Below are 13035 nucleotides of genomic sequence, written 5' to 3'. Positions count from 1 at the left end.
TTTAAGTATGATTTCAAAAATCACATTTTAACCGCTTCTAATTTATTTAATAATCTCAAACCTAAAAACCTCACAAACTGCCAGTTCAATTTGTGAGGTAATTATTTTATTATCTTATTTCTGCACCATTTGGAACGTCAGCACTAATTTCCACTACTCTTAGTATTCCATCTTTTTCTGCTGATAAAATCATTCCTTCGCTTAATTCTCCACACAATTTAACTGGTTTTAAATTTGCAACAATCGCTACTTTTTTACCGATTAACTCTGTCGGTTCATAATACTTGGCAATACCCGAAACGATTCTACGTGTATGATTTCCTAAATCCAGCTTGAACTTCAATAGTTTAGAACTTTTTTTCACTTTTTCACATTCCAATACTTCTGCTACTCTTAATGATGTTTCAAAAAATTTATCAATGGTAATTTCTTCCGCTAATTCAACAAAAGAATTATCTTCTTCTTTTATTTCTGTTTCCAAATTTGCCAATGATTTTGGTGACATTTGCTCTTTAATGTACCCAATTTCAACTTCTTTATCAAAACGTGGGAATATCGGCATCGGTTTTTCAATTACTTTTACATCACCTTTAAAAACACCGAATGTTTTTACCGTATTAAATGTTAATAAATCTTTATTAATCCCTAATTGTTTTGCAATTTCTTTAGGTGCATTCGTTAATGCCGGACTAATCAGAATGGTTGCTATTCTCAAACTTTCTGCCAAGTAATTCATTACCTTATCAAGTTCTGCTTTACTATTTTCGTCTTTTGCCAAAATCCACGGTGTTGTTTGGTCAATATATTTATTAGTTCTTGAAATAAATTTCCAAACAGATTCCAACGCTTTAGAAAATTGCATATTTTCCATATAATCTTCATAATCTTCAACAACTTCTTTTGATAATTCGATTAATTCTTTATCAAATTCAGTAGTCGGTGCTACGAATTTCGGAATAATACCACCACAGTATTTATTAATCATCGAGATTGTTCTGTTCAACAAGTTTCCTAAATCATTTGAAAGATCCGAATTAATTCTTTCTATAAAACTCTCCGGTGTGAAAATACCGTCCTGTCCAAACGGAACTTCACGTAATAGGTAATAACGTGCCGCATCTAAACCATAACGTTCAATTAACATATATGGATCTACTACATTACCTTTTGATTTACTCATTTTACCGTCTTTCATTAAAAACCAACCATGAGCAAAAACTTTTTTAGGCAGTGGTAAATCTAATGCCATTAATAAAATCGGCCAATAAATCACGTGGAAACGAACAATTTCTTTCCCAACTACTTGTACATCAGCAGGCCAGTATTTATTAAATAATTCTTCACTCTCACCGGTAGCATACCCCAAAGCTGTAATGTAATTTACCAAAGCATCTATCCATACATATACAACATGTTTCGGATTTGATTTTACTTTCACACCCCAGTCAAAGGTTGTTCTGGTTACAGCCAAGTCTTCCAATCCCGGTTTAATAAAATTGTTTAACATTTCATTTTTTCTACTTTCCGGTAAGATAAACTCCGGATGTTCATCATAATAATTTACCAAACGATCTGCATACTTACTCATCTTAAAGAAGTAACATTCCTCACTAACAAGTTTTACCTCGTTACCGCTTGGTGCAATACCTCCGATCATATTTCCGTTTTCATCACGAAATACTTCTTTTAGTTGAGTTTCAGTAAAGTACTCTTCGTCACTTATTGAATACCACCCTTTATACTCACCAAGGTAAATATCACCTTTTTCAATAAGACGTTCAAAAATTTCTGCAACGGCTTTTTCATGATAATCATCAGTTGTTCTAATAAACTTGCTATAATCAATATCCATCGCTTTCCATAATTTTTTTATATTTCTAATCATTTCATCAACATAAGCCTGTTCACTAATTCCTTTTTCCTGTGCTTTTTGTTGAATTTTTTGTCCATGCTCATCAGTCCCTGTTAAAAAATAAGTATCAAAACCGCTTAATTTTTTATATCTAGCTATTGCATCACATGCAACCGTTGTGTAAGCATGACCTATATGTAAATTACCACTTGGATAATAAATGGGTGTTGTAACGTAAAATGTTTTTTTAGTCATTTCACAAAACTCCTCTCGTAAGTTTCATTATAATATACAGTAACTATTGTACCATATATTAAAGGCTATTGCATAACTTTTTACAATGTACAGGGTAAAAAAAATAGGATAAAAATATCCCAACTCTAATATACTCGAAATTTACATCTTTCTCAAACTTTATCTTATATCCTATCCATTCGGACACTGTACATCTATTAATATTTAGTACTCTCGAAATTCACACATACTATTAGTCTAAATATCCATATAATCTCAGATTTTTATAAATAACTGCTCACAACGAGCAACCTTTCGGCATCTTAAATAAATTTTTATTTGAACTCTTTTGTAAATTTCGAATATGTCTATATTGTACCCTTGATTCTGTAAAAAATCAAGTTATACTATATTTACTATACTTTGTACATTTGTAAATGATGTGAGACAAAAAAAGTAAAAAATAAATACCAGATATAATAGAATTACATAGAAGCTAGCTTCTATGTAAACCGTATGAAGCCCCCGACGTAAATTACATTATTTGATTAGATTTGCCAGCTTTAATTCCTTAGAGAACATTTCAGATTTCTAAAACTTATTTGTCAAGGATTTGAAAAAGGCGTAGCCCTTGTCCTTGACAAATAAGTTGTGAAATCTATTATCTAACAAGGAATTATAAAGCCGGCATATTTTTATAGACTCTTTCCGTAGCTCTTTTCTTTTTTCAACAGGAGAAAGCCAATTTAAAGTCTGCATAGGAAGACGGTTAGAGCGATATAGATACTTTTTCATCTGAGATATAAGATCATCATACGAAAAGAAAGATAAATGCCTATAAAAACGTTCATTATCATTTCTATGACTACGTTCAACCTTACCGTTATGTCTAGGAGTTCTAGGTCTAATAAGTTGATGTTTAATGCCAAGATTATTACACAATACATCAAAAGGGTGTATTCGTTTAGTATCTTTAAAATGTGTAAATTCAAAACCATTATCAGTTTGAATTATCTTGGGTTTATACCCAAAATAATCAATAGCCATTTTAACAAATTGAACAGTAGAGTATGATGATTGTTCTTTAAAAGGGAAAATAAATCTTTCCCTAGTAGCTTCATCAATAATAGTATATTGATAAAATTTATCAGGAATTTCTCCTACATAACAACGTTTAGGAACATATTTCACATCAAGTTGCCATTTTTTACCAATTTCAGTAGGTGTGTCATAAGGTTTAGGTTTATAAGGAATTACTTTTTTCTTAGTATCTTTATAAAAGCCTAATTTTCTAAGTACTCTAAATAAAGAACAAGGATGTCTTTTATAACCTTTGTTGAATTTAAGTTTAGCATATAATTCAATCATAGAAATATTAGGATTACGTTTAATAAGATTTTTAATCCAAGACAATTCTTCAACTGTATGGGCGTTAGGGTGAATAGAATGAGGTCTATGAGACTTATCTATAAGAGACTCTTTAGTACCGTCATATTTTTTATTCCAACGCAAAAGAGAGGCTTTTGATATTTTATAGCGCCTACAAATAAAGCGGATAGAGTTACCATTTCTATAAGTTTTAACTGCAGCTATTCTTGTTTGTAAAGTATGAGGTATATATCGTTGTGTTTTTTCTATATTTTCTGTTATAATAGTTTTCATAAGAGTAAATTCCTTTTTTTGATTTGTAGGTAACTTCATTATACAGGATTTACTCTTCTTTTTTTTATTATATGTCTCACATCTATTGTAACACTACACAAGTTATACTATATTTACTATACTTCATATTGAAAATATAAAAATAACCGTGTATAATTAAATTATCTATAAAACATCACAAAAAAGGAGAAAAAATTTCCATGAAAAAAATATTTAAACTATTGACCGTTTTACTTACAGTTTCGTTGATTTTGACAGCCTGTTCGAAAGAAAAAACTAAAGTATTCACTCAAACTCACGATCAACAAAATAATGAAATAACCATCTATTATAAAGGAGATGTAGTTAATAGAATAGTTAACGTTTCAACAATCAATGAACTTGGAACGGATAAGGATAAAGCCATAAAATCCATAAAAGAATCAATAAAAGAACATTATGGCGATGTCGAAGGTCTAACTTACGAGTTTGAAGAAAAAGATGACAAACTGATAATGAAATCAGTATTGGACTATACTAAAATTGATTATGATAAAGCTAAAACCAAACTTAGATTTAATAACACATCGCTTGATGAAGAACGTAAATTATCAAATGTTGAAAAACGTATAATAGATAATAACGGAAAAGAGAAAAAATAATTATAACCATAAGTTTAAAAAGGGGGGACTCAAAATTATGATTTCGTTAAAAATCAATTTTATAGGGTCGCCCCATATAGTTTATTAATTCGAAAAAACTCTTTAAAGCATATTTTTAAATCAATAAATCATCACGTCTAACTGCTAATAAATTCTATCAGAATTTTCAGCTTTTAAGCCAATTCCTTTATAATACTCTGCCATAAAACCCAAATATACTAAAGATTTATTATTTTCACCTTGGCTAACTTATCTTTTTGACTTTCTTTTCTATTTATGAAATAATAGTATAGAAATTTATATTATTAAACAATACAATATTTAAGGAGAATTTTAATTTGATTACAACTAAAAATATAATTATTGATCCTCATGATACTCTAAGAGCTCGTGCTAAAGAAGTATCCAATCCTATTTCAGATGAGGACAAAGAAATCTTACGAAATTTATTAGATTACGTTATTGCATCTCAAGATGACGAATTAGCAGAAAAATATGGATTAAAACCGGGAATCGGTCTGGCAGCTCCACAAATTAATGTAAGCAAACGAATGATTGCTGTTCACATTCCCAACTATGAAAATCCGGAAGATACAGTTTCATACGCACTTTACAACCCTAAAATAATTTCCAACTCGGTTACGAAATGCTATCTGGCAGGTGGTGAGGGATGTTTATCCGTTGAGGAACAAATTCAAGGATACGTACCACGATATTCAAAAATTAAAGTCGTCGGTTATAATGAAAATAACGAAAAAATTACACTAAATCTGACGGGTTTACCTGCTGTTTGTTTCCAACATGAAATTGATCATCTCAACGGTATTATGTTCTACGATCATATTAATAAGGAAAATCCATTTTCTGTTCCTGAAGATTATGAGAAACTATAATGTTTATCTTAAAATAACTGTAAATATTAATAAAATAACCAATATAAATACTTAGATTTATTATCTATAATATATTTTTTATTAAAAGAGAAATAAATTCTAAATTATATTAATTATTTAATAAGCAACAATATTACAAATCCATAATATTGTTGCTTATTTTTTAAAAATGTGGTATATTTAAAGTATAGATAAATATCAGGAGGATTTACCGTTATGAAAAAATTACTAACTATATTATCAGCTGTTTTACTTATATTCCTTGCGGGATGTTCGGGAAAAGAGCAAAGCAAGACTTTTACAAAGTCTGAAAATGGTGTTACAATGGAATTGACATATTATTATAAAGGCGATAAAGTTACTAAACAAACTGCCAATAATACGATGGAATATTCTAAATTAGGTGTTACTAAAGAAGCACTGAAAGCAACATTAGAACCTATAATGAAAAAATATCAAGGGGTTGAAGGGTTGGAAGAAAGTGTTGATTTTCAAGATGATAAAGCTGTAGAAAAACTAACTATTGATTACACCAAAGCAAAAATCAGTGAACTTAAAGGAATCCCCGGCATAGAACTTGATGCAAAAGACGGTGACTCTGTCAGTTTGAAAAAATCTGAAGAAGCACTAAGTTCACAAGGTTTCAAAGAAAAAAAATAAGATAACAAAATAAGATGATACCGGATTTAATGAAAATCTGATATCATCTTTTTAAATTGGCAACTACTTTCCTTGCATATAATAATGAAGATACGCATCGATAAAATCAATAATCTCACCATCCATTACTTTATCTACGGTTGATACTTCATAATTTGTTCTATGATCTTTTACCATGGTATATGGTGTAAAAACATAAGATCGAATTTGTGAGCCCCAACTAATATCTTTTTGTTCGCCACGAATACTTGCCAACTCTTTTTCTTTTTCTTCCAATTCTAATTTATATAGCTTCGATTTTAAATTTTTCATCGCATATTCTCTGTTTTTTATTTGACTGCGTTCTGCTTGAGATTGAACAACTATTCCTGTAGGTATATGTGTTATTCTTACTGCCGAATCGGTAGTATTAATATGCTGCCCGCCCGCACCTTGTGCTCTATAAGTATCTATTTTTAAATCTTCCGAATTTATTTCTATATCTATCTCATCATCAGAAAATTCCGGTATAACATCTATTGAACAAAACGACGTATGACGTTTACCTGACGGATCAAAAGGAGAAATACGAATTACACGATGAACACCTTTTTCCCCTTTTAATAAACCATATGCAAAATCACCCTCTACTTTTATAGTAGCTGATTTAACTCCTGTAATGTCACCGGTTTGATAATTCAAATAACTATAATTTAAACCCTGCTTAACAAAAAACCTCTCGTACATCCTAAGCATAAGCTCCGCCCAATCTGTAGCGTCTGTCCCGCCGGCTCCTGCATGAATTTCCAATATTGCCGCATTGTTATCATATTCCTCTGAAAATAATAACCTGAAGCTGAAATCATCTACTTTCTTTTTTAAATTTTTTACAGTATCAATCAATTCCGTATAAATTTCTTCATCTTCATCTTCTTTTAAATACTCTATCATTTCACTTGAGTGTTCTGCATAATCAATCATTTCATTAAATTCATCTAATTCTTTTTTTATGTTCTTAGATTCCGTAACCATTTCACCGGCTTTTTCCGCCTCATTCCAAAAGTCAGCTTCCAACATCATATTTTCTATTTCAGCAACACGTTCTTTTTTATCTTCTATATTTAGAGAATTTTTAAATTCTGTAATTTTCTTTTCGATTTCTTCCAGCTCTCTTTTTAATTCAACAAGTTCCAAAATTGTCACCTCTTTTTCCTTTTTTATTATACAAGAATTATCTCCAATATACAAGAGTTCATAACAGTAAATACTTTTATATTAATATTTCACATTGAAATAGATAGTGAATAAAATTTTAATACTTTTTTCACATTGATAAACATACCCTATTATAATAAAATTACCGGGATTATATAGTATAATATTATGAGTTTTGAATAAATTATTTTAGTTTATAATTCACATGGGCAATAAAATAACAAATTTTCTCTATCGTATTATTAATTCTTTTCACCACTATATATTATAATTAATTTTTCTATTTTCAACAGTGAATTTTCTGAAAGTTTATTTTGTATTTTTTCTTTATTCATGGTATGATAGTTGTAATATTTATTTATACGATTAATAGGAGGATAATATGACTTTTGAACAATATCAATACACAAGACCTAATATTGAAGAAACAAAATCTAATATTTTAAAAATTGAACAAGAAATAAAAAATGCTAAAACCGCTAATGAAGTATTGGAAGTATTTACTAAATATAACACTCTGAGAAATTCTCTTGAAACAATGTCCGTTCTAGTTGAAATCAGACATACTATTGATACAACAGAAAAATTTTATGAAAGTGAACGAGAATTTTGGGATGAATTTTCTCCTGAATTAACTGCATTAAAAACAAAGGTTGACACTGCAATTTTCAATTCACCTTTTAAAACCGAGTTAAAAAAAGAAATCGGAGAACACTATTTCAATCTAATTGAAACTAATTTAAAAGTTTTCAACGACGATATAATTGAAGACCTTAAAGAAGAAAATAAACTTGCTTCTGAATACACTAAATTAACTTCAAGTGCAAAAATTCCTTTTGACGGCAAAGAAAGAAACCTTAGCGGTATGGCTAAGTACACTCAACATGAAGATAGAAATGTAAGATTGGAAGCGGGAAGAGCCGTTGCTAAATTTTTCACCGATAATCTTGAACAATATGACAGCATTTACGATCGCATGGTTAAAGTTCGTACTCGAATTGCTAAAAAACTTGGTTTTGAAAACTTTGTTGAAGTTGCATACCTTCGCTTAAACAGAACGGATTATAATGCTAAAGATGTTGCTAATTACAGAAAACAAATTCTTGAAGAAGTTGTTCCTTTAGTCGAGGAATTAAAGAAAGCTCAAGCAAAACGCCTTGGTTTAGAAGCACTTCGTTTCCAAGATGAAGCCGTAAACTTTAAATCCGGCAACCCCACTCCAAAAGGTGACAGAGCCTATCTGGTAGAAAGTGCAAAAACTATGTATAAAGAATTATCACCTGAAACAGATGAATTCTTTAGCTTTATGGTAAATAACAATTTACTTGATCTTGATACAAAACCGGGCAAAACAGGTGGCGGTTATTGTACATTTTTACCCGATTATAAAGCTCCATTTATCTTCGCAAACTTTAATGGGACACCTCATGATGCCGAAGTCCTAACACACGAAGCAGGTCATGCTTTCCAAGTATATCAAAGTAAAAATCATTTACCTGAATATGTCTGGCCTACTTTTGAAGCATGCGAAATTCACTCAATGAGTATGGAATTTCTGACTTGGCCGTGGATGGAACTATTCTTTAAAGAAGAAACTGAAAAATTCAAATACTATCACCTGACAGGCTCTTTAAAATTTTTACCATACGGCGTAACAGTAGATGAATTTCAACATGCTGTATATGAAAATCCGGAAATGTCACCAAAAGAACGTCGTGCAAAATGGATAGAAATTGAAAAAAAATATTTGCCATCACGTGACTACACCGATATACCTGAACTAAACAACGGTATGTTCTTCTATCGTCAACTTCATCTATTCCAAATGCCATTCTATTATATAGATTACACACTAGCACAAGTTTGTGCATTCCAATTTTGGAAAAAAGCACGTGACAATAGAGAAAAAGCGTGGGAAGAATATCTTCACCTATGTCGTTTAGGTGGAACACTTCCTTTCTTAGCATTAGTTAAGGAAGCAAATTTAGAAAATCCATTCCAAGATGGAACTATTTCTCACATTGTACCTGAGATAAAAAAATATATTGATTCTGTTAATGCAGAACAATTTTAATAAAAATAGGGCTGATCCCAAAACTAAAAATTCTAACAAATTTTACTTATTGGTAGTCAGCCACAGCGGTTCATTGATTTAAAAAGTTACTTTAAAAAACTTTTACCCTACATCAATGAACTGTACGGGGCGTCTTAACAAAATCGATTTATAACAAAATCATGATTTTTTAAGTCGCTCCCTACTCTTATAATGGAGGTAATCTTATGAACAAAAAAAAGAAGATTGCAGCGTTCTTTGATATTGACGGAACTCTTTATAGAGATTCGTTAATGACAGAACACTTTAAAAAACTAATAAAGTACGAAGTTGTCGATGAACGTTATTGGATAAACGGAGTAAAAGATACCTATATAAATTGGGATAAACGCTTTGAAGACTATGACAACTATTTATTCGAGGTTTCAGAAGCCTATGTTCAAGCAATAACGGGACTTCATAAAAAATACATTGACTTTGCTACCGAGCAGGTTATGAAATTAAAAGCCGATCGAGTATATAAATTCACGAGAAATATTATTGAACAACACAAAAAAGATGAACACCTTATTATCTTTATTTCAGGTAGCCCTGATTATCTGGTAGAAGCTATGGGCAAAAAACATCATGCGTTTTTAGCAGTAGGTAGTAAATACATAATAAAAGATAATAAATTTACCGGTGAGGTTATCCCTATGTGGGACGCCGACAGTAAAAATGCAATGATAGATAAATTGGTAAAAGAATACAATATTGATTTAGAAAAATCCTTTGCTTATGGCGATACAAACGGCGATTATAATATGCTAAGACGAGTAGGTAATCCTGTAGCTATGAACCCGAGCCGTGAACTTCTCAGTAAAATTAAAGACAACAAAGAACTGTCAAAAAAAGCTACTATTCTGATAGAAAGAAAAGATGTTATCTACAAAACTCATGCTGATATAGAAATTGTGGAGGTATAAGAGGAATTAGGTTTTATAAAACCAATCAAATTTTATTAATAGTTTTAAAATAAATCCCCTTAGAAAATAGCCCTCAAAACACTTGAAACAACTGTGTTTTTGAGGGCTATTAATTTCTTAAGTGATAAACTTATGGTTAGTTTATAATACCTATTTTCTCATGTTTTGTATTTAATCTAGGGTCAAAAAACTGATTAATCTTGATAATTAATTGATTAAGGCTGTACATCATATTTATACCGCGTTATTTCTTTAAGACCGCATTAATAATAACAAATAACTCTATCCATGCCAATATTATTAAAATAACCATTTGTAGTAAATTGTTAATTAGTAAATCCATATCCCACAATGCATGCATCAGTATAATAGATGAAAAGAAGAAAATAAATTGAGATTTCATAAAATGAGATAACTCTAAATTTTTATCTCTTTTAGCTATTATTAATGCACCACCCGCTATAGCTGTCCATGCAAGATGAACACCAATAGATGTAGTAGTACGTAAAATAGTTATATTCATAGGTTGGTATTCTTTCATGAATAAGTCTTTAGAATAAAAAGATTATCTTTAAAGACATATCCAACTCCTACTAAAATAAATATGAGAGAAGCAAAAACAGAGTAGAATGTTTTTTTATCTTCTCTTTTTATGTATATTTTGTTCATATGTAGTATTATTTGAGTTCATCTTTTTTCCGTATGGCTGACAGAAATTAGAAGTAGCACTATTTTCTTTCCCACAATTATCACAAAATTTCATAATACATTATTTCCTTTATATTTCGTATTCTATAATATTAATTTACACTTATAAAGAGATTATCATCGTACACATGTATGACATATCCTCCAAATGCTCCACTTATCCATTGATAATTGAATTCTGCAGTTTTAGTTTCTCCATTTTTCATTTCTATGTAAATAGTAATAGGGTCATCTGGATTCACTTGATGAAGAGAATTGTAATTTGTAGTAATTCTTTTTGCATTTTTATACGAACTTTTAACCGTTGATAACATTTCTGAATCCCCACCTCTTTTTATCCATTCTTGTTGAAGACTTGTTACATTATCAGGAATAGTCATACCCATTGAGTTTTTTCTTTCCATTTTTACAGGTTTATTTTCTGAAGTCGTATTTTGATTTTTAACTGATGTTACCTTTTCGGTATTTTCTTTATTCTCATTTTTATTTGCTTCATCACTCAATTTAGCTTTTAAAGCACTGTGATTAAATTTATATTTATCTAAAATATCATTAATACTGCTGCTATCTTTATTATCTAGTGCTTCAATTTCTTTTAATGCCTTATCGTAATTTGTAATATCCGATTTTAACCACTCTTCTACCTGTGAAAAAGTATCATCCATTTTTAATGTTTCTACTTTTTCCAGTGATTTTTTAGCTCCCTCAATATCCTTGTTATCCAAACTATTATGAGTATTTTTTAATTCTTTCGCTATTTTTATTTCTGTTTTTATATTAGAAAGTGATGATTTGTCTTGCAAACTCTCTAATCCCGCCACACCGGTATCAAAATCGTGTGTAATATTAATAGCATCAATATATTTTTGATGTTCAGCTTTTACATTTTTACTGCTACCGCTACCTAGAAAAAAGTAATATCCCACAAAACAAATTATAACAAATACTATCATTCCTGAAACTATTCCTACTGTTGTTTTTTTCATAAAAACCTCCTTAGTTTAAATATAACTTAATTTACATTGATATAAACATGTAAATTTCATATATTTCTAATGTTTAACTTTCTCATTTTATACTACTCCACCAAGAAAAGAGTAACCTACTTCAAAACAAAATACATCAAATACTATTGCTCTGAAGTCATTACTATATTTTTTATATTTCACTTGAAATATTATTTTCTACAACTTTCTCTTCGTCCCCATAATCTCTCACTACTCCTTGAACTATATCTAAATCTTTTTGTGCTTTTTTCTCTGAATAATCATAAGTAACTTCACTCAATCTTTGTCTTAAATTTTCACCTGATTTACTAAGACTTACATAAGTAATTCCACCTGATATAAATCCACCGACTACAGGAATTGATTTTTGAACTACTTTTCCTAAACCGCCTTTCGTAACTTTTATACCAAAAAATTTGGCTACCGATTTTATTATTGGGTACCATACTGTTTTTGTTACAGCTGTTTTATTCAAGATTTTTACTATTTCTTTAGGTGAATTTTTTGAAAATAATCCTATTGCTGCTGTTGCCGATGAGGAACCTAACATTACTCCAAAATATGCAATAATCGTATTATAGCCATTTTCTTGTAGTACACCACTAGCATCATGTAAATCATTTTCTCCGTAAAGATAAGCTAATTTTTGCGCTAATCTTAAGCTATGAGCTAAATTTTGTAATATATCTGCTGGAATAGTTCCAGCTATTGCATATCCTCCTGGAAGACCGGTTGCAAATGCTGCTGCCGACGAACGATTTGTTTCTGTTTTTATTACTTTTTTTGCTAATCTATCTATATAATATCGTGAAAATAATTCTACATTTCCTGTTTTTATATATTCTTCTATTTTATTAGAACTCTCGTTTTTAAAAGTATCATACAAAAATTCTCTTCTATTAATTTTTACATAAGGTAATGTTAAAGCTTTACTAATATATTCTTCACCTGTTTTAATATATATATTTTTTTCTTCCATTGTTAAATTAATTCTCCTTTTGAATAGTATTTATTTATTTTTATTAATTTTTGATATTATTCTTTCATCTTTTTCCTCCTTTTAATTTAGATATACTATTTATTATTCTCAACATCGACAGACAAAAAATAGCTTTTTTTGCATCTCTTATTCTTAATGGTCTTTTTACAGCTTCATTCATCAAAAT

Annotated in this window: 10 protein-coding genes and 1 pseudogene; 5 read left to right on the top strand and 6 right to left on the bottom strand. The window is 29.9% G+C overall.

Going from position 1 to position 13035, the window contains the following annotated elements:
- Nucleotides 1-109: 109 nt before the first annotated feature.
- Together metG and BQ7358_RS01480 are read right to left on the bottom strand one after the other, a co-directional pair.
- A complete protein-coding gene (gene metG / locus BQ7358_RS01485; protein WP_072520130.1) occupies nt 110-2107 on the bottom strand; it encodes a methionine--tRNA ligase in 1998 nt (665 codons plus the stop codon).
- Nucleotides 2108-2797: 690 nt separating this feature from the next.
- Nucleotides 2798-3748: pseudogene (locus BQ7358_RS01480) on the bottom strand (DDE-type integrase/transposase/recombinase); the annotation flags it as partial.
- Nucleotides 3749-3948: 200 nt separating this feature from the next.
- Here BQ7358_RS01480 and BQ7358_RS01475 point away from each other — a divergent pair.
- The 3 genes from BQ7358_RS01475 (at nt 3949) to BQ7358_RS01465 (ending at nt 5942) form a co-directional block, all read left to right on the top strand.
- Complete coding sequence (locus tag BQ7358_RS01475) at nt 3949-4389, top strand: DUF1307 domain-containing protein (RefSeq protein WP_062172923.1); 441 nt, start codon at nt 3949-3951, stop codon at nt 4387-4389.
- Nucleotides 4390-4727: 338 nt separating this feature from the next.
- The gene (gene def / locus BQ7358_RS01470) at nt 4728-5282 is read left to right on the top strand and encodes a peptide deformylase (protein ID WP_062172921.1); all 555 of its coding nucleotides are present in this window, start codon (nt 4728-4730) and stop codon (nt 5280-5282) included.
- Nucleotides 5283-5498: 216 nt separating this feature from the next.
- Complete coding sequence (locus tag BQ7358_RS01465) at nt 5499-5942, top strand: YehR family lipoprotein (protein WP_062172919.1); 444 nt, start codon at nt 5499-5501, stop codon at nt 5940-5942.
- Nucleotides 5943-6005: 63 nt separating this feature from the next.
- On the opposite strand, the gene prfB is transcribed toward BQ7358_RS01465, so the two are convergent.
- On the bottom strand, nt 6006-7115 hold the full coding sequence (gene prfB / locus BQ7358_RS01460) for a peptide chain release factor 2 (protein ID WP_062172917.1): 1110 nt from the start codon (nt 7113-7115) through the stop codon (nt 6006-6008).
- Nucleotides 7116-7518: 403 nt separating this feature from the next.
- On the opposite strand from prfB, the gene BQ7358_RS01455 reads away from it, so the two are divergent.
- Both BQ7358_RS01455 and BQ7358_RS01450 read left to right on the top strand, forming a co-directional pair.
- Entirely contained in the window at nt 7519-9210 is a 1692-nt protein-coding gene (locus BQ7358_RS01455; RefSeq protein ID WP_062172916.1) for a M3 family oligoendopeptidase, read from the top strand.
- Between the two features lie 206 nt (nt 9211-9416).
- Nucleotides 9417-10154 carry an HAD family hydrolase gene (locus BQ7358_RS01450; RefSeq protein ID WP_072520129.1) on the top strand — a complete coding sequence of 246 codons (738 nt, stop codon included), beginning with the start codon at nt 9417-9419 and terminating at the stop codon, nt 10152-10154.
- 244 nt (nt 10155-10398) lie between these two features.
- On the opposite strand, the gene BQ7358_RS01445 is transcribed toward BQ7358_RS01450, so the two are convergent.
- The 3 genes from BQ7358_RS01445 to BQ7358_RS01435 form a co-directional block, all read right to left on the bottom strand.
- Nucleotides 10399-10695 (bottom strand): PrsW family glutamic-type intramembrane protease, encoded by a 297-nt coding sequence (locus BQ7358_RS01445; RefSeq protein WP_062172912.1) that lies wholly within the window; start codon nt 10693-10695, stop codon nt 10399-10401.
- Nucleotides 10696-10954: 259 nt separating this feature from the next.
- Complete coding sequence (locus BQ7358_RS01440) at nt 10955-11848, bottom strand: hypothetical protein (protein ID WP_062172909.1); 894 nt, start codon at nt 11846-11848, stop codon at nt 10955-10957.
- Nucleotides 11849-12020: 172 nt separating this feature from the next.
- Nucleotides 12021-12848 carry a hypothetical protein gene (locus BQ7358_RS01435; RefSeq protein ID WP_072520128.1) on the bottom strand — a complete coding sequence of 276 codons (828 nt, stop codon included), beginning with the start codon at nt 12846-12848 and terminating at the stop codon, nt 12021-12023.
- Nucleotides 12849-13035 lie beyond the last annotated feature (187 nt).

The organism is Gemella massiliensis (assembly GCF_900120125.1).
In the GTDB taxonomy this organism is placed as follows: Bacteria; Bacillota; Bacilli; order Staphylococcales; family Gemellaceae; genus Gemella; species Gemella massiliensis.
This window is presented reverse-complemented; position numbering and strand designations above follow the sequence as displayed.